21 protein-coding genes are annotated in these 25866 nt (G+C 65.2%); 6 read left to right on the top strand and 15 right to left on the bottom strand.

What is annotated here, in order from left to right; translation table 11 throughout:
* Positions 1-16 precede the first annotated feature (16 nt).
* Positions 17-274, top strand: coding sequence for a hypothetical protein (locus EDE08_RS22080; RefSeq protein WP_131870907.1), 258 nt, complete (start codon positions 17-19; stop codon positions 272-274).
* Positions 275-404: 130 nt separating this feature from the next.
* Here the strand turns inward: EDE08_RS22080 and EDE08_RS22075 are convergent, their stop codons facing one another.
* The 4 genes from EDE08_RS22075 to EDE08_RS22060 all read right to left on the bottom strand — a co-directional run bounded on the left by EDE08_RS22075 (position 405) and on the right by EDE08_RS22060 (position 4621).
* A complete protein-coding gene (locus tag EDE08_RS22075) occupies positions 405-2129 on the bottom strand; it encodes a methanol/ethanol family PQQ-dependent dehydrogenase (RefSeq protein WP_131870906.1) in 1725 nt (574 codons plus the stop codon).
* Between the two features lie 141 nt (positions 2130-2270).
* The gene (locus EDE08_RS22070) at positions 2271-2924 is read right to left on the bottom strand and encodes a QcrA and Rieske domain-containing protein (RefSeq protein WP_131870905.1); all 654 of its coding nucleotides are present in this window, start codon (positions 2922-2924) and stop codon (positions 2271-2273) included.
* A gap of 243 nt (positions 2925-3167) precedes the next feature.
* A complete protein-coding gene (locus EDE08_RS22065) occupies positions 3168-3632 on the bottom strand; it encodes a group III truncated hemoglobin (protein ID WP_131870904.1) in 465 nt (154 codons plus the stop codon).
* A 137-nt stretch (positions 3633-3769) separates the two neighbouring features.
* Complete coding sequence (locus EDE08_RS22060) at positions 3770-4621, bottom strand: 3-hydroxybutyryl-CoA dehydrogenase (protein WP_131870903.1); 852 nt, start codon at positions 4619-4621, stop codon at positions 3770-3772.
* 939 nt (positions 4622-5560) lie between these two features.
* Between EDE08_RS22060 and EDE08_RS22055 the strand changes: the two genes are divergently transcribed.
* From EDE08_RS22055 to EDE08_RS22040, 4 genes are all read left to right on the top strand, one after another.
* Positions 5561-8137, top strand: coding sequence for an autotransporter family protein (locus EDE08_RS22055; protein ID WP_245524849.1), 2577 nt, complete (start codon positions 5561-5563; stop codon positions 8135-8137).
* A 194-nt stretch (positions 8138-8331) separates the two neighbouring features.
* Complete coding sequence (locus EDE08_RS22050; protein WP_131870902.1) at positions 8332-9459, top strand: hypothetical protein; 1128 nt, start codon at positions 8332-8334, stop codon at positions 9457-9459.
* A 63-nt stretch (positions 9460-9522) separates the two neighbouring features.
* Entirely contained in the window at positions 9523-9801 is a 279-nt protein-coding gene (locus EDE08_RS22045) for a TonB-dependent receptor plug domain-containing protein (protein ID WP_131870901.1), read from the top strand.
* Between the two features lie 295 nt (positions 9802-10096).
* Entirely contained in the window at positions 10097-12106 is a 2010-nt protein-coding gene (locus EDE08_RS22040; protein WP_165936091.1) for a putative bifunctional diguanylate cyclase/phosphodiesterase, read from the top strand.
* Positions 12107-12108: 2 nt separating this feature from the next.
* Here EDE08_RS22040 and EDE08_RS22035 read toward each other — a convergent pair whose 3' ends face one another.
* From EDE08_RS22035 to EDE08_RS22000, 8 genes are read right to left on the bottom strand one after another with little or no spacing between them, the layout of a single operon-like run.
* Positions 12109-12828 (bottom strand): ABC transporter ATP-binding protein, encoded by a 720-nt coding sequence (locus EDE08_RS22035; RefSeq protein WP_131870899.1) that lies wholly within the window; start codon positions 12826-12828, stop codon positions 12109-12111.
* A complete protein-coding gene (locus EDE08_RS22030) occupies positions 12821-13576 on the bottom strand; it encodes an ABC transporter ATP-binding protein (protein WP_131870898.1) in 756 nt (251 codons plus the stop codon). The genes EDE08_RS22035 and EDE08_RS22030 overlap by 8 nt, the downstream gene beginning before the upstream one ends.
* On the bottom strand, positions 13573-14571 hold the full coding sequence (locus EDE08_RS22025) for a branched-chain amino acid ABC transporter permease (protein ID WP_131870897.1): 999 nt from the start codon (positions 14569-14571) through the stop codon (positions 13573-13575). The genes EDE08_RS22030 and EDE08_RS22025 overlap by 4 nt, the downstream gene beginning before the upstream one ends.
* A complete protein-coding gene (locus tag EDE08_RS22020) occupies positions 14568-15443 on the bottom strand; it encodes a branched-chain amino acid ABC transporter permease (RefSeq protein ID WP_124161847.1) in 876 nt (291 codons plus the stop codon). The genes EDE08_RS22025 and EDE08_RS22020 overlap by 4 nt, the downstream gene beginning before the upstream one ends.
* 12 nt (positions 15444-15455) lie before the next feature.
* Positions 15456-16697: an ABC transporter substrate-binding protein gene (locus tag EDE08_RS22015; protein WP_131870896.1), complete on the bottom strand. Its 1242-nt coding sequence runs from the start codon at positions 16695-16697 to the stop codon at positions 15456-15458.
* Positions 16698-16719: 22 nt separating this feature from the next.
* On the bottom strand, positions 16720-19095 hold the full coding sequence (locus EDE08_RS22010; protein ID WP_131870895.1) for a xanthine dehydrogenase family protein molybdopterin-binding subunit: 2376 nt from the start codon (positions 19093-19095) through the stop codon (positions 16720-16722).
* Entirely contained in the window at positions 19092-19613 is a 522-nt protein-coding gene (locus tag EDE08_RS22005; RefSeq protein ID WP_131870894.1) for a (2Fe-2S)-binding protein, read from the bottom strand. Before EDE08_RS22005 ends, EDE08_RS22010 begins: the two co-directional genes overlap by 4 nt.
* Positions 19610-20470, bottom strand: a complete 861-nt coding sequence (locus EDE08_RS22000) for an FAD binding domain-containing protein (protein ID WP_131871026.1) — start codon at positions 20468-20470, stop codon at positions 19610-19612. The genes EDE08_RS22005 and EDE08_RS22000 overlap by 4 nt, the downstream gene beginning before the upstream one ends.
* 251 nt (positions 20471-20721) lie before the next feature.
* Between EDE08_RS22000 and EDE08_RS21995 the strand changes: the two genes are divergently transcribed.
* The gene (locus EDE08_RS21995) at positions 20722-21357 is read left to right on the top strand and encodes a TetR/AcrR family transcriptional regulator (protein WP_165936090.1); all 636 of its coding nucleotides are present in this window, start codon (positions 20722-20724) and stop codon (positions 21355-21357) included.
* Positions 21358-21363: 6 nt separating this feature from the next.
* On the opposite strand, the gene hutU is transcribed toward EDE08_RS21995, so the two are convergent.
* The 3 genes from hutU to hutI are packed head-to-tail and all read right to left on the bottom strand — an operon-like array spanning position 21364 to position 25815.
* Positions 21364-23034: a urocanate hydratase gene (gene hutU, locus EDE08_RS21990; protein WP_131870892.1), complete on the bottom strand. Its 1671-nt coding sequence runs from the start codon at positions 23032-23034 to the stop codon at positions 21364-21366.
* 10 nt (positions 23035-23044) lie between these two features.
* Positions 23045-24604: a histidine ammonia-lyase gene (gene hutH, locus EDE08_RS21985; protein ID WP_131870891.1), complete on the bottom strand. Its 1560-nt coding sequence runs from the start codon at positions 24602-24604 to the stop codon at positions 23045-23047.
* Positions 24601-25815, bottom strand: coding sequence for an imidazolonepropionase (hutI, locus tag EDE08_RS21980; RefSeq protein ID WP_131870890.1), 1215 nt, complete (start codon positions 25813-25815; stop codon positions 24601-24603). Before hutI ends, hutH begins: the two co-directional genes overlap by 4 nt.
* Positions 25816-25866: the final 51 nt, after the last annotated feature.

Here is a 25866-nt window from a genome sequence, read left to right as displayed (position 1 = left end):
TGACAGGAGCAGATCGATGACCAACATCTCCAAGGCGCTCGCAGTCTCGCTGTCGGGCGTCTTTCTTTTGACGGCCTCCGGCGCATTCGCTCAAGGCAACACGACACCGCCGACCAGCGCCACGCGCCCCGGCACGCCGGACCAGACCTCGCTGCCCAACGCCAATGCCCCGCCCGCCTCGACCACCCAGAGCACGGGGCAGCACAATCCGGACCCGAAGATCCGCGAAATGAACCAGAAGGAAAAGGACAAGGTCGAACGCCTCGGCAAGTAGCAATCTGACGCCTGGGCATCGACGTACCCGCTGGCGATCGTCAAGCAAACGCAAGAATGCGGCGGACGTTGCCGCCCGCCGCATTCGCTACCCCCCCTGCCGCTCCGCGTCTTTCGATCCGCCTGCGGAGCTATTTCTTCAGCGCAAACACCCAGACGACCCCGCCCTGCGGCACGTTGGCCTCGATACCGATATTGTTGGTCACGAGTGCATCCTGGATGCGCTGTGCGTCCACGCCCCAGCCCGACTGGATCGCGATGTACTGCGTGCCGTCGATCTCATAGGACACCGGCATGCCGACGATGCCGGAGTTGGTCTTCTGTTCCCACAGAAGTTCGCCGGTCTTGGCGTGGAAGGCTCGGAAGTTGCGGTCGTTGGTGCCGCCGACGAAGACGAGATCGCCCGCCGTCGCCGTCACCGAGCCGAACAGTTGCGACTTCGGGAAGTTGTGCTGCCACACCTTCTTGCCGGTAGCGGGATCCCAGGCCTGAAGCTCGCCGAAATGATCCGCGCCCGGCCTCGTCTTCAGGCCGATGTCTTCCGGCTTGGTGCCGAGCCAGAGTTCGCCCGGCTTGAGCGGGACCTTCTCGCCGGTGAATCCGCCGCAGAAATTCTCGTTGGCGGGCACGTAGACGAGGCCGGTCTTCTGGCTATAGGCGGCCGACGGCCAATCCTTGCCGCCCCACAGCGACGGACAGAACTCGACGCGTTTCCCGATGACCGGCTTGTGCGCGGGATCCACGATCGGCTTGCCGGTCTCGTCGATGCCCTTCCAGACGTCGGTATAGACGAACGGCCAGCCTGCGACGTAGTTGATCTTGGTCGGCGTGCGCTCGAGCACCCAGAAGATCGCGTCGCGTCCCGGATGGACCAGGCTCTTGATGGTGCGACCGTTGCGTTGCAGATCGATCAGCATCGGCGCCTCGACCTCGTCCCAATCCCAGGAATCGTTCTGGTGATACTGGTGATAGGCCTTGATCTTGCCGGTGTCGGGATCGAGCGCGAGCACCGATGCAGTGTAGAGATTGTCGCCGGGATGGGTCTCGCCGGGCCACGGCGCCGCATTGCCGACGCCCCAATAGATCGTCTTGGTCTCCTTGTCGTAATTTCCGGTCATCCAGGCCGACCCACCGCCGTTCTTCCAGTCGTCGCCCTGCCAGGTGTCGTGACCGGGCTCGCCTTCGCCGGGGATGGTGTAGGTCCGCCACAACTCCTTGCCGTCCTTGGCATCATAAGCAACGATATAGCCGCGCACGCCGAACTCGCCGCCGGAGCCGCCGACGATGACCTTGCCGTCCACGATCAACGGCATCAGGGTCATGTACTGACCCTTCCTGTAGTCCTGCACCTTGGTATCCCACAGCACTTTGCCGGTCTTGGCATCGAGCGCGACCACATGGTCGTCCGTGGTGGCGAGGTAGAGCTTGTCCTCCCACAGGCCCACGCCCCGGTTGGTCGGATGCAGCTGGAACAGATCGTCAGGAAGCTGCCGCTTGTAGCGCCAATATTCGTCGCCGGTCTTCGCGTTCAGCGCGATCACCTGCCCCATTGGAGTCGTCACGAACATCGCGCCATTGTTGACGATCGGGGGCGCCTGGTGGCCTTCGACCACGCCGGTGGCAAAGGTCCAGACCGGCGTGAGGCTCTTCACGTTCGATGTGTTGATCTGGTCGAGCGGACTGTAGCCCTGCCCGTCATAGGTGCGCCGATAGAGCATCCAGTTGCTCGGCTCCGGATTCTCCAGCCGCTGCGCCGTGACCGGTGTGTAGTTCTCGATAGGGCCCGATACGGCGGCGGTCGAGGCGAGGCAGGTGAAGGCGACGAAGCCGGACAGTAACCATTGCTTCCTTGCCATGGAAGTTTTCATGGACGTTCCCCTTTTCATCCGTTTGAATTCTTGTTGTGAATTCTTGTTGTGAATTCTTGTCGTTCGTCCCGTCGTCCGCCCATCGGCGGAGGCGGCCTCTCGTGACACGGGCATGGCCCGCAACGTCCATCATCCTGGCTGCGCGCCACCTACCTTTCCGACGAAATTGCCGGCGACGCTGAGTGATCCGTCAGCCAGCGCCAGAGGCAACGCCGCGAGCCGTCGCGGCGCCGGTCCGAACACGACCTGCGCGCCCGCGCGAGGGTCGTATTCGGAATTGTGGCACATGCACTTGAACACCTCCTTGTCGCCGACATCGCTCTTCACCCAGGCGGTGACAGGACAGCCCGCATGCGAGCAGATCGCCGAATAGGCGATGATGCCGTCGACAGCACGCGCGCGGGTTTTTTCGTCGAGCTCGGCGGGATCGAGCTTGATGATCAGGATCTCGTTGAGCCGCGAGGCGCTGCGCACCACCGATGTGTTGGGATCCTTCGGCCAGGCATGGAGCGGTGGCCCGCCGGCCTTCAGATCATCCGTGGTGATGATCTTCCCCTCCTGGTCACCTTCGGAGAAGACAAGCAGGTCGCCCTTCTGCGGCCGTTCGTCGGCGCCGGGCGGATCCTCGCCTGCACGCGCTGGCGGGGAGCAGCCGAGGCACGCCGTCGCCGCCAGCGCACCGAGCAGCACGGATCGCCGTGTCTGTTCGGCGTCCGCTTCGACGTCGGATTCCGCAGCATTCTCGGAGGATGATGAATGGGTATCGAACGATGCGCGAGCCATGCCCGCTAGCAGGCGCTGGAACTCTGCCGAAATGAAGGCAAAGACTTGGCGCCGCAGTGCATCAATGTGGCTCTACTCTCTTTGATTGAATCAATCCCAGCGAGCAAGCGCATTTTCGCGAATTCTACATCGCATCACGCGAACCGCATGATGATTTTGCAGATCAGACCGATGATGTTGGAATTGGTGCAGCGCGCCATCGCGGGATGCGAGCCGCGCGTTTCTCAGGCGGGCATCTTGTATTCAGGACCTGAGCACGTGACGCGGCGATGCGATACGACCTGCGACAGTTGCCGAAGCCATCTCGAAACTGTCGGCGATGCGACGCGCCTTGTCGATGAACAACGCGGCCGCCGCCGGCGGGCAGACCTCGCGCGCGGTCTGTTCGAACAGATCGAGCCAACGGTCGAAATGATCTCCCACCAGGTTCAGCGGCAGATGCGCCCGCATCGGCGAGCCATGATAGCGGCCGCTCATCAGCACCACCGAGGACCAGAAATCCTTGAGCTTGGCGAGGTGCTCGTCCCAATTCTGCACGATGGCGAAGACCGGACCAAGCAGCTCGTCCTCGCGCACGCGTCCGTAGAAGCGGGTGACGAGCTCCCCGATCATCTCTTCGGTGATCCCGGTGCGCTCGATCGCATCCCGCGTCAGCAGGCTCCGCCGTGCAGCCGCAGCTTCGCGCTCGGCCTTCAGTCGATCCGACATATCCTCTGTGTCCGTTCCATTGTTCCCGCGGGCCGCCCGTTCGACATTGTCGGGCCAGTTGCGCGCGGCGTCTTTGTCGCAGCGCAAAGTGCGGGATCCGGCGGCGAACGCGAAAGGCCCGCCGCCGGTCGCCCTGATCAGGCGCTGTAGATGTAAAAGCCCTGCCCGGTCTTGCGGCCGAGATGGCCGGCATCGACCATTTCTTTCAGCAGCGGGGCCGGCCGATATTTGGGATCGTTGAAGCCCTTGTAGAAGACCTCCATCACCGAAAGCATGGTGTCGAGCCCGACCAGATCGGCCAGAGCCAGCGGCCCGATCGGATGGTTGCAGCCGAGCTTCATGCCGGCGTCGATCTCTTCCGCGGTTGCGATCCCCTCCTGGAGCGCGAAGATCGCTTCGTTGATCATCGGGCACAGGATGCGGTTGACGGCGAAGCCCGGGCTGTTCTTGGCTGTGATCGCCACCTTGCCGACGCGCTTGGCGAAATCGAGCGCCTTGGCATGGGTGTCGTCCGAGGTCTGCAGGCCGCGGATGAGCTCGAGCAGCGCCATCACCGGCACCGGATTGAAGAAGTGCATGCCGATGAAGCGGTCGGGACGATCGGTCGCCGCAGCGAGCTTGGTGATCGAGATCGACGACGTGTTGGTCGCGACCAGCGTGCGCGGCGAGAGGGTGGCGCAGAGATCCTTCAGGATCTTGACCTTGAGCTCCTCGTTCTCGGTCGCAGCCTCGATGACCAGATCGCAGTCCGCCAGTTTCGCCCGGTCGGTGGTGCCGGTGATGCGCTTGAGCGTCGCCTCGCGATCGGCCGCCGACATCTTGTCCTTCTTGACCAGGCGCTCGAGGCTGCCGCCGACGGTCGAAAGGCCGCGGTTCACCGCCGCATCGGAAATGTCGACCATCACGACCGAAAGCCCGGCCGCGGCGCAGACCTGCGCGATGCCGTTCCCCATGGTCCCTGCCCCGATGATGCCAACCGTCTGGATCATTGCGTCATATCCTTCATCCTTGCGGCACGTGCCCTGGCGGCCGGCCCAAATTGTTCCTGCGTCCGGGTCTAGCACTGCCATTGGGCTGGCGCGACCCGATCCTGGTCCTCCATAAAGCATCCATGGATGGAATAAAGCCGGCCCGGTTGCGCAGCGGCAGAATTCGCGCTGTTTCTGCCCGAATTCGCGGATTTTCGCCCTCTGGGCCAGGGTGGCCCATGGGCGCGGACGCGGCCCCCGACCTTCACACTGATGCCTTCAGCCCCCGAGAACAGCGGCAGCAAATGGCCACCCGGGCCAGGCGGGCCCACAAAACAAAAAGCGAAAAAACAACCCCATGCACAGTAGCGATGGGGCTGAAAGGCTTGAGGATTTTCGGTCTTGCCGAAGACGCGGTTGCGGCGTCGGGCAAAACAGGGGTATTATTGCATCATCGGCTGCTGTGCGGGTTTCGCAACACGGGCGGCTGCGAGTGCTCCTTCGCCTTTTCCTGCACGCGCGGTCCCCATCCTCCCCTGGAGGGCACGGCGAGTCTCGGCTCGCGTCTTGTTCGAGGCACTGTGGAGCGCGCGCAAAATCGCGGTCGCAATTCTGCAGCATGCCATTACGCGCATCCAACAGGCGTGGTTACTGCTCCACTAACTTTGACGACCTGACGTTGCACCGGAAACACACTGCGCAGCTTTCCCAATGCGCGGCAATGATCTGCACTGACCGGTCACCGGCAGCCACATACCGTAACAACCACGATCCGCTGTCGATGATGCTTGGCAATCTGCCATCCGGGGCACAGCAGCAAGACAACAAGGGCTGTGCGCCATGCGCGAATGCATCGGGGCTGCGACGCTTTCACGGCAATCGAACGGCGATCAGGGCAGACATCCGCATCGCCCTTCGTCCATCGGAGGCAAGCGATCTGCGTTCCTTCGCCTGCTGTCAATGAGCGCCTCGGCGGCCGCGCTCTCGATGCTCTTGCCGGGCGCAACGGCGGCGCAGACCTGGACCGGTGCGACCAGCAATGACTGGACGGTGGGCACGAACTGGACGGGCGGAACTCCCCCGGTTGCCGGGGGCGCCGTCAACATTGCGCCCGGTTCAACCGTGGTCCTCGGCGTCAACCCTGGCGCGGTCGGTGCGACCGGCAACATGACTGTTCGCACGGCTGCCGGCCTCACGACGAGCCTCACGATCCAGAACGGCAGCACGTTGACGAACACTGCCAGTGTTTCGATGGGTGATCTCCCAGATGGTACAGCCATCATCACAGTGACGGGGGGAGGCTCGCGGTGGAACACCACGGCGGTGACCGTCGGCACCTCCGGCACAGGCATCGTCAACATTACGGACGGCGCGACCGTCGTCGCGACGAATCGAATCATCCTCGCCACGCCAGCCGCCGGACGCACAGGCATTCTCAACATCAGCGGCGGCACGCTGCAGACGGGCAGCGTTTCGGTCAACAGTGCAGCCAGTCAGGCGACCTACGACAACGCCGTCGTGCGCGCGATAACCAACCATGCGAGCTTCTTCGGCGGAACGGTCAGCCAGCACAGCATCGCCGCAGGCGGGCTGACATTCGACACCAACGGGTTCGACGTCGGCACGCTCGGATTCAGCGGTGTCGGCGGGCTCACGAAAACAGGCGTCGGGACCTTCACATTGGGTGGCGCGAGTACGTTCACCGGGCAAACGGTGATTCAGCAAGGCACGCTCGCGCTGGCGGGCGCCGGCTCCGACGATGCACTCGCCAATTCAAGCCGCATCGTGGCCAACGCGACCTTCGACATTTCGGGCATCGTCGGCACCTCCCACATCAGGAGCCTGGCCGGAACTGGCACGGTCGCACTCGGTACGAAGGCGCTGGCGATCACGAATGCAGCTGACACGTTCGCGGGCACAATCAATGGCACAGGCGGCCTGACGGTGACAGGTGGCGTGCAGACGCTCTCCGGCGCCAACGGCTACACCGGCGCAACCACCATCGCCGGAGGCACGCTGCGCGCCGGCGCGGCGGGCGCCTTCAGCGCCGCGTCCGCCTATGTCGCGGCGGCCGGCGGAACGTTCGACATCGACGGCTTCAACCAGACAATCGCATCGCTGGACAATGCCGGCCTGGTGCGAACCGGCGGCGCACCGGGGACGACGCTGACGGTGACCGGCAATTACACCGGCAACGGCGGCACGGTTCTGCTCAACACCGCGCTCGGCGGCGACGGCTCGATCACTGATCGACTGGTCGTGCAGGGAGCCACGTCTGGCACATCCACCCTGCGCATCGCCAATATCGGCGGCAGCGGTGCGCAAACGGTGGAAGGCATCAAGGTGATCGACATAGCCGGTGCCTCGAACGGCAGCTTTGCCTTGCAGGGCGACTACGTCATCAACGGCCAGCAGGCTCTGGTCGGCGGCGCCTATGCCTACACGTTGCAGAAGAACGGAGTTGGTACGCCGGCGGACGGCGATTGGTATCTGCGCTCCAGCCTGATCGACCCACTGGGGCCGGCCGCCGCCGGGCCGCTCTATCAGGCCGGCGTCCCCCTGTACGAGAACTACGCACAGGTGCTGCTCGGCATGAATCAAGCGCCGAGCCTTCGAGAGCGCGTCGGCAACCGTTACTGGGGCGGCAGCGAGGCGATGGCGCGCGCGGGAATCGATACCGCGCAGACCACGGACGGCTCATGGACGCAATCGGCCTTCTGGGGCCGCATCGAGGGCGGGCAGTCCAAGCTGCGGCCGTCCAACACGACCGGCTCGGCCTATGATTCCGACGAGATGAAAGCGCAGGTCGGCCTCGATGGCGCCGCGCTCGACAACGCGCGCGGCCGGCTGATCGTCGGCCTCACTGCGCAATACGGCCTGACCACGGCCTTCGTCAATTCAGTGTTCGGCAACGGCCGCATCCGCGCACAAGGAACCGGCGTCGGCGCCACCGCGACCTGGTACGGCCATGACGGCTTCTATGTCGACGGCCAGGCGCAGACCATGTTCTACCGCAGCGACCTGTCATCGGCGCTTGTGGGCAGCATGACGCATGGCAATGAAGGCTTCGGCTATGCGTTCAGCCTCGAGGGCGGCAAGCGGATCGCGATCGGCAATGGCTTCTGGCTGGCGCCGCAGGCGCAGCTTGCCTATTCAAAGGTCGGCTTCGATGCGTTCACCGACCGCTTCGGCGCGCTGGTCTCGCTCGGCAATGCCGACAGCCTGCTCGGCCGTCTCGGGCTGTCGCTCAATCATCAGCGCACCTGGAACGACGGCACGGGCATCGTCCGCTCCGACCTCTATGCCATCGGCAATCTGCACTATGAGTTCCTGGGCGGCACCGGGATCGATGTCGCCGGCACCGGCTTCGCGAGCGGCCATGATCGCCTGTGGGGCAGCATCGGCGGCGGCGGCACCTATAGCTGGGTGAACGGCCGTTATGCCGTGTTCGGCGAGATCACCTATCGCGCGAGCGTTGATGATCCCGGTGACAATCACGGCTACAGGGGCACCGGCGGTTTCCGCATCGTGTGGTAAGCCTGCGCGCGTGACCTCGATCTGATTGCGTCGCCATCTGCGCGCAGTGGACGCGTGGATGTTCTGCAATTGGTCCTCCCTACATTGACACGAGTGTGACGGCCGGGGCAGGTTTTCTCATTGCTGGCGAATCAGCGATTGCCTCACGCCGAGTACCTCTTGGACAGCTCCCAGTGCTTTCGAGACTGATATCGTTGCTGCGCCGCATCCCCGCGGTGAACTGGGCGTTGACCCGACTTCGGCCCTTGCCGCACGGCGGCAGCATTGACGTCGCGCCGATCGCCACGGACGCTTCGCCCGCCATCGTCGAAGACGTCGCGGCCACTGCTCAAGCTCCAATCGCCGAGATCAGCACCCCTGTGCGCGAAGAGACCGATCTTGCCGCCACAGCTCCGGTCGCGGAGAACGATGCTTCTGTGCCTGTCGTCGCGGAGAATCCGTCCGACGATATCTGTACCAGCGATGACTCATCTCCGGAGAGAGTGACGGAAATGGACGCGCCCGCGACGCCGCCCGTCGCCGAGGAGGTGTTGGCTTCGTCGCCCGACGCGGAGAACGAGCCAGTTGCGGAGGCTGATCTCGCCATCATTGGCGATGCATCTCCCGCCGAAATCGATTCCGACGTCGCAGAAGAGGCTGTGGTTTCACCACCAGACGTTGCGACCGCTTCGACTGACGTCCCTGAGGCCGTCATCGAGGCTACCCCATCGCCCGACGTTTCCGCCGAGGTCGAAACGGTCGCCGTCGAAGCGATCCCGGTCCTCCTCGGCGATGCCAACAGCGTCGCGCCTGACGTTTCTGAAGCCGGAACCGACAGCGACCCGGCGCTCGCCGTCGAGGTCGCGCCGGCCCCTGCAAACGATGTCCCGCTCGTCACAGCCGTTGCGACGGCGGCCAACGGGTCAGCCAGCGTCGCCATCGAGATCGAACCGGCTCTGCCGCTCGAGTCTCCTGCTCCGGAGATCCGCAACGCACCGAAAGCTCGCGAGAGAGCCGCGGAACCCGCCGACCGCGCCGCGTTGATCCGGCAGCGCTGGGCGGAGACCGGAATCCGTATGTGGAATCCGCGGCTTCACGGCACCGGCGAGGCCGCGCTGAACATCCAGGGAAGCGTCGGGCTGCTGCCGCCGGCACCCGGCGAGACAATGCCGCGCTACGACAAGCTGGAATTCAAGATGCTCGGCGGACAGATCATCTGTGAGGGCGTCATCGTCGAGGCGCCCGCGCAGGCGAACCATCGCAGCTTCACCCGGCTCGCTGAGCCGCGAAACATCGAGCGGGTCCGCGAACCGACGCGGGAGCGCCAGGCCGCTCTCGCCTGATCCTTTCTTCTGCGACCACGGTCCCGATGTGCTAGGCTGATATCCCGACATGGGAGATCGCACATGCGCGCAAGATCGCTGCTTCTGGTCGTGATCGCCTTCGCCATCTCACAGCCCGCGCTCGCCGCCGGCAAACGGCCGCGTCCTGCAGCCATGGCCGCATCCGCCACCGATCCGGCCGCGCCCTACAAGGCCGATCGGCTCTCTTCCTCGCGCGGAGAGACGATCCTCGACACGCCCGGCCAGACCACCGTGCTGACGCGGCAGGTCCTCGACGACAAGAAGGCAACCAGCCTTCGGGACGCCATGCGCTCGACCGCCGGCGTGACCATCGGACGCTGAAGCATACACGTTCGAGCGACGGCAACCGGCCGATCAAAACGACAAGCACCGGGACGCGCGAACCGGCCAGCACCATGGTTAGCGGGCTGTAGCTGCGGCGGACAGCTTGGCCGAGAACGCTTGCCCTTGGCGCTGGATACCCTTAACGCGGCCTCACCAATTGCACGCGGCCGGAAAGTCCTGAGGTAGCGCGCAACCTGTGCTGGCCTTCCGCGCGCCGCCCGATCTAACGCACCCTTTACCCGCGCCGTGCAAGATCGCCCGCGTTTTGAGGGGATCCGGGGCTCGTATTTCAATGCCTGTTGCCGATTTGAAGTCTCATCTTGCCGCCGCAACGCGGCTGTTTCGCGTACCGGCCGATAACCCGGACTTGACGCGTGCGCAGTTCGACGCGTTCTCCAAGCAGATCCCGCTGCTCTACTTCATCCTGATCAGCAACACGATCGCGGTCGCCTACACCTATGTGAACGTGGCGCCGGACTGGCTGACGATGATCGTGCCGAGCGTGCTGACCATGCTCGCGGGCTTACGGACCTTCTGGTGGCTGCGCCAGCGTCACATCGTGCGCAGTGACGCCGACATCCTGCGCAATCTGCGCACCACCAACTGGCTGACCCTGCCGATTGGCGCCGGATTCACCGCCTGGTCCTTCGCGCTCTACCCCTACGGCGATCCCTTCGCCAAGAGCCAGGTCGCCTTCTACATGGCGGTCACCGTGATCGGCTGCATCTTCTCGCTGATGCATCTGCGTTCAGCAGCGCTGATCGTGACGCTGATCGTCGACGTGCCCTATGTGCTGTTCTTCTTCGCCACTGGCGAACCGACGCTGAAGGCGATCGCCGTCAACAACCTCCTGGTTTCCGGCGCGATGGTGACGGTGCTGTTCATCTACTATCGCGACTTCGCCGATCTCGTCGCCAGCCGCAAATCGTTGCTGGCGCAACAGGCGGCGACACAGGCGCTCTCGGACGAGAACTTTCGCCTTGCCAATCTCGATACCCTCACCGAACTGCCGAACCGCCGCCGCTTCTTCGCCGAATTGTCGAGTGCCTTCGCAGATGCCGAGCGCAGGAACGTTCGCGTCGCTGTCGGCATCATCGATCTCGACGGCTTCAAGCCGATCAACGACAATTACGGCCACTCGGTCGGCGACCGCGTCCTGATCGAGGCAGGCCGGCGCATCCGCGAGGTCTGCGAGGGCTTTGGCCCGCAGCGCGTGGAGTTCGCCCGGCTCGGCGGCGACGAGTTCGGCCTCGTCGTGTGCGGCGACCCCGACGACGCGGATCTGATACGACTGGGCGAACGCATCGGCGGCCAGGTCAAGCTGCCTTACCAGCTCGACACCGCCCACACCGGGCTGTCGTGCTCGATCGGATTCGCATCGTTTCCGGACTCAGCGACCACGTCGGAAGCGCTATATGAGTGCGCCGACTACTCGCTCTATCACGCCAAGCGCAATCTGCGCGGCCGCACCGTGATCTTCTCGAGCGAGCTCGAGGCCGAGATCCGCAGTCGCGGAGTCATCGAGAACCTGCTGCGCACGGCCGATTTCAGCACCGAGATGGATCTGGTGTTCCAGCCGATCGTCGACGCCATGAGCGAGTACACCGCCGGGTTCGAGGTCCTCGCGCGCTGGCACAGCACTCGCCTCGGCATGGTTTCCCCGGCCGATTTCATTCCGGCCGCCGAGCGTATCGGTCTGATCCGGCCGCTGACGCAGGCGCTGCTGGTGCGCGCACTCGCCATCGCCAGGACATGGCCCGATCACGTCCGCCTGTCGTTCAACCTCTCCGCCCACGATGTCTGCGCGGCGGAGGGCATTTTGCCGCTGATCTCCATCATCGAGAAGAGTGGATTGCCGCCGCATCGGATCGACTTCGAGATCACCGAGACCGCCGTAACCTTCGACTTCGTGCGCGCGCAGCAGTCGATCGCGACGCTGAAGGCGATGGGCTGCGGGATTTCGCTTGATGATTTCGGCACCGGCTATTCGTCGCTGAGCCACGTCCACCGGCTGCCGCTCGACAAGATCAAGGTCGACCGCAGCTTCGTCGCCGACATCAACGAAAATCCCGTCAGCCACAAGATCATCAAGTCGCTTACGGGCCTGTGCGACGACATGGAGATCGCCTGCGTCGTCGAGGGCGTCGAGACCCGCGCCCAGCTCGATACCCTGCGCCGGCTCGGCTGTGACTTCATCCAGGGCTACTATTTCGCAAAGCCCATGCCGGCCGATGCGATCGGCGACTATCTGGCGACCGAAAGCGCGCGCCTCGAAGGTGCCGGGGCCAAGGTCGTCGCCTGAGATCACACCGCGCAGTAGCGCTCCTGGATGTCCTTGTCCGCCAGCAGCGCCGCCGCGCTGCTTTGATGAACGACCTCGCCTTGATCGATGATGACGGCGCGGTCGGCGAGCCGCAGCGCCCACTCGACGTTCTGCTCCACCAGGAGCAGCGTCTTGCCCTGTTCGCGCAGGCGACGGAAAAGCACGCCCATCTCCTCGACGAGCACAGGCATGATGCCCTCCGAGGGCTCGTCGAGCAGGATCATCTTGGGCTTTGCGATCAGCGCGCGCGCAATCGCCAGCATCTGCTGTTCTCCGCCCGAGAGCGTCACGCCCTCCTGATCGAGACGCTCCTTCAGGCGCGGGAAGGTTTCGGCGATCTCGTCGATCGCCGCGCGCTCCTCGATGTCGCCGCCCGCCGCGACGAGACCGAGCCGCAGATTCTCGCGCACGGACAGGCCGGGGACGATGCGGCGCTCCTCGGGCACGTAAGCGAGGCCGAGGTGGAAGCGCTGATGCGCACGGAGCGGCAACAGCTCCCTGCCTGCGAAGCGCACGCGGCCCGTCGCCTTCGGCATCAGGCCCATCATCGCCCGCAAGGTCGTCGTCTTGCCGGCACCGTTGCGGCCGACGAGGGCGACGACCTCGCCCCGGTTCACGTGCAGGGAGATGCCGTGGAGGATATGGCTTGCGCCATACCAGGCATGGAGATCGTTGATTTCGAGCAGCGCGGTCTCAGCCATAGCCTTCACTCTGTCCGAGATAGACCCGGCGGACCTCCGGATTGCTCCTGATCTCGTCGGGCGCGCCGTCCGCCAGCAGGCGGCCGTGATGCAGCACGACGACGCGCTTACTGAGCCCCAGCACCATCTTCATCTTGTGCTCCACCAGGAGCACGGTGCGCTTCTCGGCGAGGCGCTCGAGCAGAGCGACCATGTCCTTGGTTTCCTCCGGCCCCATGCCGGCAGTCGGTTCGTCAAGCAGCAGCAATTCCGGCTCGGAAACCAGTGCGATCGCGATCTCCAGTGCGCGCTGCTGGCCATGCGACAGGAATTTCGCCAGTTCGTTCCGCCTGGCCAGCAGCCCGACTGCGTCGAGCGCGGCGTCTGCGCGCGCACCCAGTTCAGCGAGCCGGGCGCGGTTGCGCCAGATGTCGTAGCTCACGATCAGCGCCTGGGCAGCCACGCGCACGTTCTCGTGCACGGACAGATCCGGAAAAATGTTCGTAATCTGATAGGAGCGCGAGATGCCCTGATGCACGAAGCGGTGCTGCGGCAGCCCGTTCAGCTCACGCCCCCTGAAGTGCAGCTTGCCCGAGGTCGGCGTCAGCGCACCCGAGAGGATGTTGAAGAAGGTGCTCTTGCCGGCGCCGTTCGGCCCGATGATCGAGGTGAGCTGGCCGGCCGCGAACGAAACGGTGATGTCTTCGAGCGCGACGAAGCCGCCAAAGCGTTTGCCGATGCCTTCGGCGCGAAGCAGTTCGCCGCTCATCGCCGCGCCTTTCCGACGCCGAGCGCATCGAGCAGCGTACCCCAGATGCCCTTGGGCAGGAACAGCACGAACAGCACGAAGATCGCGCCGACGAAGATCTGCCAATGCGGCGTCCAGAGCGAGATCACGTCCTCCAGGATCAGGAAGCTGGCAGCACCAACGAAGGGCCCGAAGAAGCTCCGGGCGCCGCCGAGCAGCACCATCATCACGATCATGCCCGAGGTCTGGTAGTGCAAGATGTCCAGCGGCACGATGGACAGATGCAGTGCCAGCATGCAGCCGCCGAGCGATGAGATCGCGCCCGACAGCATGAACACGACCAGCTTGCTGCGTTCGACGTCATAGCCGCAGGCCCGTGCCCGCTGCTCGTTCTCGCGGATCGCCTCGATGACGGCCCCGAAAGGTGAGTTCAGGATGCGCGACTGGAACCACATCGCCAACGCCGCGAACGCCATCAGCACGTAATATTTGTTGACGGGATCGAGGAAATTGACCTGAAGGCCGAACAGACTGATGCGGTCGACCGTGAAGCCGCGCAGCCCGTTCTCGCCGCCGGTGAAGGAGGCCGCCTGGAGCGCGACGTAGTAGACGAGTTGCGCCAAGGCGAGCGTCACCATGGAGAAGTAGATGCCGCGGGTGCGCGTCGAGACGATGCCGATCGCGGCGGCGAGGCAGGTGCTGAGGAGTACGGCGATCGGGATGGCGGCGAACCAGGGTATGCCGTAGCGTCCGATCGCGATGCCGGTGAAGTAGGCGCCTGCACCGAAGAACGCAGCCTGGCCGAACGACAGCAGCCCGGTGTAGCCGAACAGCAGATTGTAGCCCATCACCACGACGCCGTAGATCAGGACGTTGACGGCCAGCGCCTTCGACGGCAGCAACCAGGGCAGCAATGCAAGCACGGCAATGGAGAGGAGCACGCGCTGGTCGAGCAGCCAGCCGAGTCCGCCGGAGGCAGGTTTGGCGACCGCTTCGCCGCTCGAAGGGTGCGTCACGCGGTCCTCCCTCTCACACCGAACAGGCCTTGCGGGCGGATCAGCAGCACCACCGCCATCAGCGCGAACATGACGATGGTCGCCATCTCCGGCGCGAACAGCGCCACCATGCTGATGGATACGCCGACCATCAGACCAGCTACGACCGCGCCAACGATCGAGCCGAGCCCACCGATCACGGTCACCACGAAAGCTTCCGCCAGAACCAGCGAGCCCATCTCCGGATTGACGCTGCGCATGGGGCCGGCGAGTACGCCGCCGAGCGCGGCAAGCCCGACGCCGAGCCCGAAGATCGCGAGCCAGACCCGCCCGATATCGACACCGAGCACCTGCATGATGGTCGGATCGCGCGCGCCGGCGCGCACGATCAGGCCGACGCGGGTCTTCTCCAGCGTCAGCCAGAGCGCCAGCAGCACCACCGCCACCAGCACGATGACGAACAGGCGGTAGCGCGGGAAGAAACCGATGCCGAGATCGAGCACGCCGATCAGCTGCGGCGGCGTCGGAAAAGGAATGCCGTCGCTGCCGAACACGATGCGCACGCCCTCGACCAGGATGTAGCTGAGGCCGAAGGTCAGCAGCAGCGGATCGTCGATCGAGCGTCCATACAGTCTCCGGATCAGAACGAACTCGATCAGCATGCCGAAGGCGCCAATCAGGATGGGTGCGAGCAGCAGCCCCCACCAGAAGCTCCCAGTGAGCGATGCCAGATACAGCCCCGCATAGGCCCCGATCATAAACAGCGCGCCGTGGGCAAAATTCACCACCCCGAGCATGCCGAACACGATCGTCAGCCCAAGCGCAGTGATCACCAGGACCGCCCCAAGGGCGATCCCGGAGAGAAGCTGCATGATGATCAGCGACAGGTCCATCGTGACAGGGCTTCAGGTCGCGTGGCCGAGCTCGCTGCAGCTGCGCAGCATGTCGTCGGCCCCCGCGTCGTTGGCCAGGATCGCGAACAGATCGTTCTCGTTGGCCATGGCGGACTTCTTCTTGGACTCCAGCACCAGCACCGACTGAACCGATTGGTGGTCGCATTTGCGGTAGTGCTGCGGGCCCTTGGTCAGATCGTATTTCAGCTTCTCCAGGGCATCGACGACCTTGTCCGTATCGGTGCCGCCGGCGACCTGCATGGCGGCCAGCAACGAACCGACGCCGGAATACCCGTAGGCGCCATAGTCGGTCGGAATGGCGCCGCCATTGGCGGCCTTGAACGCCGTGTTGAAGCTGGCGGCCGACTTGCTCTGCGTCTCGAGCCCCCAATAATAATTGGCACCGCCGACCACACCCTCGAACACGTCGGGGCCGACGGCGAGGCGCTGATTGTGCAGGATGACCGGGACGACGATCTTCATCTGCTGCTTGACGCCGAAGTCCACGGCCTGCTTGATCGCATTGGCCTGGTCGCGACCGAAATTCGAGATGCAGAGCACGTCGGGTCGCATCGACATCAGGCGCGGCATGAAGGTGGAATAGTCGGCGGCGCCGAACGGATGCAGGATCTCGCCGACACTGTCCGCACCGATCGCCGCCTGCGCGCGCTTGAAGCCCCGCAGCATCTCGTGACCATAGGCATAGTCGGCGACGAGATGGGCGACCTTCATGCCCTTCTTCAGGGTCTGCCGCGCCACGGCTGATGTCGTCATGTGCGGGTTCAGCGCCTCGTGGAAGGTGTATTTGCTGAAGTCCTTGGCCTCATTGATGGTGTCGGACTGGCTGATCGAGACGTAGATCACGCCGCGGGCACGGGTGACCTCGTTGACCGCCAGCTGCACCGCGCTGGAGAGCGCGCCGACCACGGCATGGACCTTGTCCTTCTCGATCAGCTCGAGCGTGCGGGTCGCGGCTTCACCGGCGTTGAGCTTGTCGTCGCGCACCAGCAGCTCGACCTTGCGGCCGGCAATGCCGCCCTTGTCGTTGACGAGCTTCACCGCGAGCTCGGCGCATTTGACCTGGTCGCGCGCTTCGGCGGCGAACGGCCCGGTCAGCGGCGTCGGGAAGCCGATGCGGATCGTCTCGTCGGCGGCGCGGCCGAGCCGCGGCATGGCGAGCAGGGCCGCGCCGGCCGAGAGGCCGGCGAGCGCGGTGCGGCGGGTTATCTTCGGGGTCGAACCGGATTTTGGCATGATTTCCTCCAACTGTTTTTTTCTAGAAACGCTTCAGGGCTTTCAGGACTTTGGTGGGCGTGATCGGAATCGAATTGATGGTGGCTCCGAACGGCGCGAGCGCGTCGTTGACGGCATTGAGCACGCAGGCGGACGCTGCCGCGGTGCCGGCCTCGCCGACGCCCTTGGCGCCGAGCTCGGTGTCGGCGGTCGGCGTCTCGACGTGGGCGATGACGATGTCGGGCATCTCCATCGGCATCGGGACGAGGTAGTCGGCGAGCGAGCCGTTCATGAGCTGGCCTGTCTCGCTGTAGCGGCATTCCTCGAACAGCGCCGCGCCCAGCCCCTGCACGATGCCGCCGCGAAGCTGCTCGTCCACCAGCATCGGGTTGATGACCCGGCCGCAATCCTCCACGATGAAATGCTTCAGGAGCTTGACGAAGCCGGTCTCGACGTCGACCTCCAGCAAGCAGCCCTGGATGCCGTTGGTGAAGGCAAAGGGATAGCCCTGCGGCGCGAAGTGATGACTGACCGTGAGCTGCGCCTGCGTGCCCGGGGGTAGTGTGTCGGAGCGGAAATAGGAGATCCGTGCGATCTCCGCGATCGGCATCCGCTGGCTTCGCGTGCCTGCGTCGACGACCTCGCCATCGACGATGTCGAGGGCCGACGGCTGCTCCTGAAGGATGAGCGCGGCGATCTCCAGAATGTTGCGCTTGAGCGCGCGCGCGGCCTGGAGCGCGGTCTCGCCGCCGATGCCGGCGCCGCGGCAGGCCCAGGTGGCGCCGCCATGCGGCGTCACCTCGGTATCCCCAGTGATGACCTTGACGTGCTCCTGCGCAAGGCCGAGCTGATCGGCCACGATCTGGCTGATGATCGCCTCGGTGCCCTGTCCCTGCTCGGTGACCGAGATCAGGCAGCGCACCTCGCCCGACGGTGTCAGGCTGACGATCGCTCCATCTTGCGAGGAGATGCGCGCGCCGCCGACGCCATAGAATGCCGGGCTGGGGTTGGTGATCTCGACAAAGGTGGCAATGCCGATGCCGCGGTAGATGCCGCGCTTGCGTAACTCCGCCTGCTCGGCACGCAAGCCGTCATAGCCCATCATCTCGTGCAGGCGCTTCAGGCAGGCCTGATGCGACAGTGCCTCGAAGCGGTAGCCGGTCGGTGAGGTCTGCGGATAGGCGTCGTCGGGGATCACGTTCTGCGCGCGGATGGCGAAGGGATCGAGGCCGAGCTTCACCGCCGCCATATCGACCAGCCGCTCGGTGACGGCGCAGGCGATGGGATGGCCGACGGCACGATACTGGCTAGTCTGCACCTTGTTCTGGAAGATCACCTCCAGCGTGGCGCGGTAATTCCTGAAGCGGTAGGGCGCGCCGATCAGGCGGATCACCTGGTTGCCCTCGACCACGCTGGTGCGTGGATAGGTCGAGAATGCGCCGATCGCGGTCAGATCCAGCACGTCCATTGCGAGAATCTCGCCCTTGGCGTCCAGCGCCATGCGGGCCCGCACGCGGTGGTCGCGGGCGTGGATGTCGGAGACGAACGATTCGATGCGGTCGGCGACGTACTTCACGGGACGGCCGAGCAGGATCGAGAGGCCGACCACCGCCATGTCCTCGTGATAGACGTGCAGCTTCATTCCGAAGGAGCCGCCGATGTCGGTCGCGATCACGCGAACATGGGCTTCCGGGATGCCATAGTGGCGCGAATAGAGGTCCTGGAACTGGTAGGGCGTCTGGGTGCCATGATGCACGGTGAGCATCCCGGCGGCGGGATCGTAGTCGGCAACGATGGCGCGAGGCTCCAGCGTCACCGCGGTATGGCGACCGAAGGAAAATTCCTCCTCCACCACATGGGCTGCATGCGCGAAGGCGTCATCAACGGTACCGCTGTCCAGCTGGCTGCGGAAGCACACATTGCTCGCGGTGCCGGGATTGACCAGCGGGCCGCCGGCCTCACGCGCGCCGTCGATGTCGACGACGATGGGAAGGTCCTCGTAGTCGACCTCGATCAGCTCCAGCGCATCCTCGGCGATCGCACGGTTCTCGGCGACGACGGCGACCACCGCCTGTCCGGCCCAGACCACGCGATCCAGCGGCAGCGGCAATTGCGGCGCGGAGGTCATGCCCTTGAAATGATCGAGCGCGCCCGTCCAGGGCGTGCAGATTTTTGCGAGATCCGCCCCCGTCGCGACGAGATGCACGCCTTCCAGCGCGCGCACTTCGTCGGTCCTGATCGAGACGATCTTGGCGTGGGCATGCGGACTGCGCAGGAACGCAGCATAGAGCATGCGCGGCAGACGGAGGTCGCTGACATAGCGCCCGCGCCCGGCGAGCAGGCGCTTGGCATTCGGCCGCGGCAGGGAGCGGCCGATGTAGGAGTTCGGGCGGTCGAGCGAGGTCAGCGGCGCCGTCATCTCGCGCCTCCGGCGCTGCGTGCCTTGGCGACAGCGTCGATGGCGTCGACGATGGCTTCATAGCCGGTGCAGCGGCAATAATTGCCCGACAGCGCGTCACGGATCTGCTCGCGACTCGGTTGTGCCACCTGCGAGAGCAGCTCGGAGGCGTTGACCAGCATGCCCGGCGTGCAGAAGCCGCATTGCAGCGCGTTGCGGCGATGGAATTCGGCCTGGAGGTCGGCGATCGCCCCGCTCTCGGTGAGCCCCTCGATCGTATCGATCCTGGCGCCGTCGGCCTGCACCGCGAACATCAGGCAGGAGTGCGCGGCGCGGCCGTCGATCTGGACCAGGCAGGCGCCGCAGGCGCCCATCTCGCAACCGGCATGCGTGCCCGTCAGCTCGAACTCGTCGCGCAGGCAATCAACCAGCGTCTCGCGCGGAGCAACCTCGCAGGCGACCTTGCGGCCGTTGACGACGAAGCGGACCCGCACAGTCTCGTCGGCCTCGTCCAGCAGGGTTTCGTCGAAGCCTCTCATGCGCCCTCACCGAGACGTCCAAGCAGGCGGCCAAGCAACACGCGGGCGAGGTGCAGGCGCATCGCGGGCGGCACCTCGTCGTTCTCGGGCGGCGCGAGATCACCCTCGAGCGCCGCCTGCGCGGCAGCGATGTGTTCCGCATCGAGGCCGAAGCCGATCAGAGCCGCCTCAGCGGCTTTCGCCCGCGTCGGCCTATTGCCGACGGAGAAGAAGGAGATGCGGATGTCGTCGATCCGATCACTCGTGAAAGTCGCGAGCATGCCGCAACCGACCAGCGCATAATCCCCACGCCGCCGCGCCAGTTCATCGAACGCATAGCGCTGATCGGCCTTGAACAGCGGAACGTAGATCGCCGTGATCAGTTCGCCGGGCTGCAATGCCGTCTCGAACAGGTCGACGAAGAACTCATCGGCCTTCACGCGCCGCCTGCCCGAGGCACCGGCGATCTCGATCTCGGCATCCAGCGCCAAGGTCATCGCGGGAAATTCGGAAGCCGGGTCGGCCAGCGCGACGCTGCCGCCGAACGTGCCGCGGTTGCGGATCGCGGGATGGGCGACGAAGGGTGCGGCGGCATGCAGCAGCGGCGCAAACTCCGCGATCAGCGGCTCGCTCAGCATCTCGCAGTGGCGCGTCAGTGCGCCGATGCGCAAATAGGTGCCCTCGCGCCCGATGCCGCGCAGCTCGGCAATGTGCGCAATGTCGATCAACAGCCGCGGCGCCTGGAGCCGCAGCGTCAGCGCCGGCACGAGGCTCTGGCCGCCGGCGATGAAACGCGCGTCGTCCCCGGCGCGCGCATAAGCGTCCAGCGCCTGGTCGATCGTCGCAGCACGAAAATAGCTGAAAGCCCTCGCCTTCACTGCCGTTTCCTCGAAATCCATCGGCTCATCAGCCGGGAGCCAGATTTGTAACCATCTGGTCTCAAAATCCTGACACGCCGCCGGGAGGCGGTCAACAGGAAATGACCATTTGGTCACAAATGCAGCTTGGGCTATGAAGGCACCAAGGCGTACGATTCAGCGACGAAATGGCCCGAAAAGCGCAGAAAACGGCGAAGCGACTGGTCCGAAAGCGGACCGAGACAGGCAAGTCCGCGCCAAAGCGCCGCAACATGCGCGCGGCGGATCGAGAGCGCGCGATCGTGGACGAGGCGATCCGGTTCTTTGCAGAGCGCGGCTTCGAGGGCCAGACCCGCGAGCTCGCCAAGCGCATGGGCATCACGCATTCGGCGATCTACCGCCACTTCCCCAGCAAGGAGGCGCTGATCGAGCGGGTCTACCAGGAAGTCTATCTCAGCCGCTGGTCACCCGATTGGGGACCGATGATCCGCGACCGGGCCTTGCCACTGGAGGCCCGGCTCACGCGTTTCTATCTCGACTATGTTGAACGCGTGTTCGAGTACAATTGGGTGAGGATCTTCGTGTTCTCCGGCATGAAGTCGTTCGGCATCACCAGCCGCTATCTCGACATCGTCCGCCGCGAGATCATCGAGCCGGCGGCCGCCGAGCTGCGTCATGAGCTGAAGTTGCCCGATGCAAAAACTCACGCATTGAGTGAACGCGAGACCGAGCTGTTCTGGGGCTTGCACGGCCGCATCTTCTATCTGGCGATCCGCAAGTTCATTTACGCGACGCCGATCCCGCCCGATCTCGGCGCCATCGTCCGCGACGCTGTCCAGACTTTCATGGACGGCGCGAAGACGACGATGCCAAGACTGGTAAGCAATACGTCCCGGCTCGGCGCCTGACTTCGCCTATTTTGCCAAGCTCGGCAGATCAAGACCCTTGTCACGGGCGCAGTCGATCGCCGTCTCATAGCCCGCGTCGGCATGGCGCATGACGCCGCTGGCCGGGTCGTTCCAGAGCACGCGCTCGATGCGCCTGGCGGCTTCCGGCGTGCCGTCGGCCACGATCACCATGCCCGCGTGCTGGGAATAGCCGATGCCGACGCCGCCGCCATGATGCAGCGACACCCAGGTCGCGCCGCTGGCGCAATTGAGCAGCGCATTGAGCAGCGGCCAGTCGGACACCGCATCCGAACCGTCCTTCATCGCCTCGGTCTCGCGGTTGGGGCTGGCGACCGAGCCGCTGTCGAGATGATCGCGGCCGATCACGATGGGGGCTTTCAGTTTGCCCCGCGCCACCATCTCGTTGAAGGCGAGGCCGAGGCGATGGCGATCGCCGAGGCCGACCCAGCAGATCCGCGCCGGCAGGCCCTGGAACTTGATGCGCGCCTTGGCCATGTCGAGCCAATTGTGCAGATGCTTGTCGTCAGGCATCAGCTCCTTCACTTTGGCGTCGGTCTTGAAGATGTCCTCGGGATCGCCCGACAGCGCCGCCCAGCGGAACGGGCCGACGCCGCGGCAGAACAAGGGACGGATATAGGCGGGAACGAAGCCGGGGAAATCGAAGGCGTTTGTCAGGCCCATGTCCTGTGCCATCTGGCGGATGTTGTTGCCATAGTCGAGCGTCGGGATGCCCTGGGCGTGGAAATCCAGCATGGCCTGGACATGCTCGACCATCGACGTCTTCGAGGCGCGCTCCACGGCCTTCGGATCGGACGCGCGCTTGGCCTCCCACTCTGCGAGCGTCCAGCCTTTCGGCAAATATCCGTTGATCGGATCGTGCGCGCTGGTCTGGTCGGTGACGATGTCGGGCTTGACGCCGCGGCGAACGAGCTCCGGGAAGATCTCCGCGGCGTTACCGAGCAGGCCGACCGAGACCGCCTTGTTCGTCTTTGCGGCGTCCGCCATGATCGCGAGCGCGTCATCAAGCGTTGCGGCCTGCCGGTCGAGATAGCCGGTGCGCAAGCGCATCTCGATGCGGCTCGGCTGGCATTCGACGGCAAGCATCGACGCACCGGCCATGGTCGCGGCCAACGGCTGCGCCCCGCCCATGCCACCAAGGCCGGCGGTCAAAATCCATTTGCCTGCGAGGCTGCCGCCATAATGGCGGCGGCCGACCTCCACAAAAGTCTCGTAGGTGCCCTGCACGATGCCCTGGCTGCCGATATAGATCCAGGAGCCCGCCGTCATCTGGCCGTACATCATCAGGCCCTGGCGATCGAGCTCGTTGAAATGGTCGAGCGTTGCCCAATGCGGCACGATGTTGGAGTTCGCGATCAGCACCCGTGGGGCGTCGGCGTGGGTCCGGAACACGCCGACCGGCTTGCCGGACTGAACCAGCAGCGTCTGGTCGGACTCGAGGTTGCGCAAGGCCGCAACGATGCGGTCAAAACTCTCCCAGTCGCGTGCGGCGCGGCCGATGCCGCCATAGACGACGAGCTCGCTCGGACGCTCCGCAACATCGGGGTCGAGATTGTTCATCAGCATGCGCAAGGGCGCTTCCGTCAGCCAGCTCTTGGCGCTGATCTCGCTGCCGCGGGGGGCCCGGATGGTGCGATCATTGTCCAGTCGATGGTTCATGCGGACCTCTTCAGACGAGTCTCGGAAACGGATCGGTGGGAAGCTGCGCGCGCGCAGCAGCCGGCAACGCGTCGGCTTCGACCAGCGCCGCGGCCTTGGCGAGATCGCCGGCCATGTAGCGATCTGCACCCAGCGCAGGGACCTGCTCGCGCAATGCGGCGATGACGGCAGCCAGCGGCGCGCTGGTTGCATGCGGCGCACGCAGCGTGATGCCCTGAGCGGCGACCAGCAGTTCGATGCCGAGGATGGCGGCGAGGTTGTCGGCCATATCGGACAGGCGCCGCGCGGCATGTGCGGCCATCGACACATGGTCTTCCTGGTTGGCGCTGGTCGGCGTCGAATCGATCGAGCAGGCGGCCGCGCGCTGCTTGTTCTCGGCGTAGAGCGCGGCCGCCGTCACCTCGGCGATCATGAAGCCGGAATTGATGCCGGGATCGGGGGTGAGGAACGGCGGCAGGCCGAAATTCAGCGCTGGGTCGACCAGCGTGGCGATGCGTCGCTCGCTGATCGCGCCGATCTCCGCCAGCGCCAGCGCGATAGCGTCGGCAGCGAAGGCGACCGGCTCGGCGTGGAAATTGCCGCCTGAGACAATCTCACGGGTTTCGACCAGCACCAGCGGATTGTCGGTGACGGCATTGGCCTCGACGATCAGCGTGCGCGCGGCCTGCGTGATCAGGTCGAGCGCGGCGCCCGCGACCTGTGGTTGGCAGCGCAGGCAATAGGGATCCTGCACACGCTCGTCGCCTTCGAGATGCGAGAGGCGGATGTCGCTGCCATCGAGCAGCGCCGTCAGCGTCGCGGCCGCCGCGATCTGCCCGGCATGGCCGCGCAACGCCTGGATCTCGGGCCGGAACGGTGCCGTCGACGCCATCGCCGCATCCACCGACAGCGCACCGGTCACGAGTGCGGCGCGGGCGAGGCGGAATGCACGCAGCACGCCTGATAGCGCGTAGGCGGTCGAGAATTGCGTGCCGTTGATCAGCGCGAGGCCTTCCTTGGGCCCAAGGGTCAGCGGCTCGAGGCCGGCGGCCGCGAGTGCCTCGCTGCCGGGTACAGTCTTGCCATCGACGATCGCCTGCCCTTCGCCGATCATCACCGCGGTCATATGCGCGAGCGGCGCGAGATCGCCGGAGGCGCCCACAGAGCCTTGCTGCGGCACCAGCGGACAGACGCCACGGGCCAGCATGTCCTGCAACTGCTCGATCACCGCGCGGCGCACACCGGAGGCGCCGCGGCCGAGCGAGACGATCTTCAGCGCCATCATCAGGCGGACGATCGGCTCTGGCGTCGCCGCGCCGACGCCGCAGCAATGTGAAACGATCAGGTTGCGCTGGAGCAGTGCGGTCTGATCCGGCGGAATGCGCCTCGACGCCAGCTTCCCGAAGCCGGTGTTGATGCCGTAAACGGGAACATCCGCGCGCGCGGCTCTTGCCACGATCTCCGCCGCTGCTTCGATGCGCGGCCAGAACGAGGAAGCGAGCACGACGGGCGCGCCATCGAGCACGCGCGCGAGGTCATCGAGACCGACCGTCCCCGGTTTGACGACGATCGCTGCGCCCTCGTTCGTCATTGTCCCCTCCACACCCGGCGGTGCAGCGGATTGAAGCCGATGCGGTAGACCAACTCGGCGGGCCGCTCGATGTCCCAGATCGCGAGATCGCACCATTTGCCGGCCTCTAGCGTGCCAGCTTCGCTGAGGATACCGAGCGCGCGTGCACCCTCACGGGTGACGCCTGCGAGGCATTCGGCCACATTCATCCGGAACAGCGTCGCGCCCATATTCATCGTGAGCAGAAGCGAGGTCAGTGGCGAGCTGCCGGGATTGCAGTCGGTCGCGAGCGCCATGGCAACCCCGTGCGTGCGGAACGCCTCGACCGGCGGCTTTTGAAACTCGCGAATGAAGTAGAACGCACCGGGCAGCAGCACCGCAACCGTACCGGCCTTGGCCATTGCGGCGGCGCCGGCCTCATCGGTGTGCTCCAAATGATCGGCCGACAGCGCCGAGAATTTCGCGGCAAGCGCAGCGCCGCCGAGGTTCGAGAGCTGATCGGCATGCAGCTTGACCGGCAGGCCGAGCTCCCTCGCCGTCTCGAACACCCGTGCGGTTTGCGCAGCCGAGAACGCAATGCCTTCCATGAAGGCATCGACCGCATCGGCGAGGCCCGCCTTTGCAACCGCCGGCAACATCTCCTGACAGACGAGATCGATGTAGCGGTCCTTGTCGCCATCAGCTTCCACCGGCAGCGCATGTGCGCCGAGAAAGGACGTGCGGACCGCAACCGGTCGCCGGCCTCCGAGGCTGCGTGCGGCTGCGAGCTGCCGCATCTCGGTCGCAGTGTCGAGGCCGTAACCCGACTTGATCTCGATCGTGGTTGCGCCCTCGCCGATCAACGCATCGAGCCGCGGCAGCGCACTTGCGACGAGATCGGCCTCGCTCGCCTTGCGCGTCGCGGCCACCGTCGACACGATGCCGCCACCGGCACGCGCGATCTCCTCATAGCTCGCGCCCTTCAGGCGCAATTCGAATTCGTGCGCGCGGTCACCGCCATAGACGAGGTGGGTGTGGCAATCGACAAGGCCGGGCGTGATCCAGCGCCCTTCGCAGTCGATCCGTTCGGCGGCATCGGCGTCCGCCGAAAAATCGGCTCGCGCACCGGCATAGACGATGCGGCCGCCGCGCGCGGCGATCACGCCCTGTTCGATCTCGCCGAGGTCGGGGCGGTCGGCCCGTAGCGTGGCGAGCCGGGCATTGTGCCAAATCCGGTCGAAGCGCTCTGCCATGCAACGGCCCCCCTCGTGGGATGCTTGACTTATATGTCTAGACATATAATC

The organism is Bradyrhizobium sp. R2.2-H (assembly GCF_004346455.1).
Lineage (GTDB): Bacteria > Pseudomonadota > Alphaproteobacteria > Rhizobiales > Xanthobacteraceae > Bradyrhizobium > Bradyrhizobium diversitatis.
Note: the sequence above shows the minus strand (reverse complement) of the source record. Positions and strands in the feature narration are given on the sequence as shown.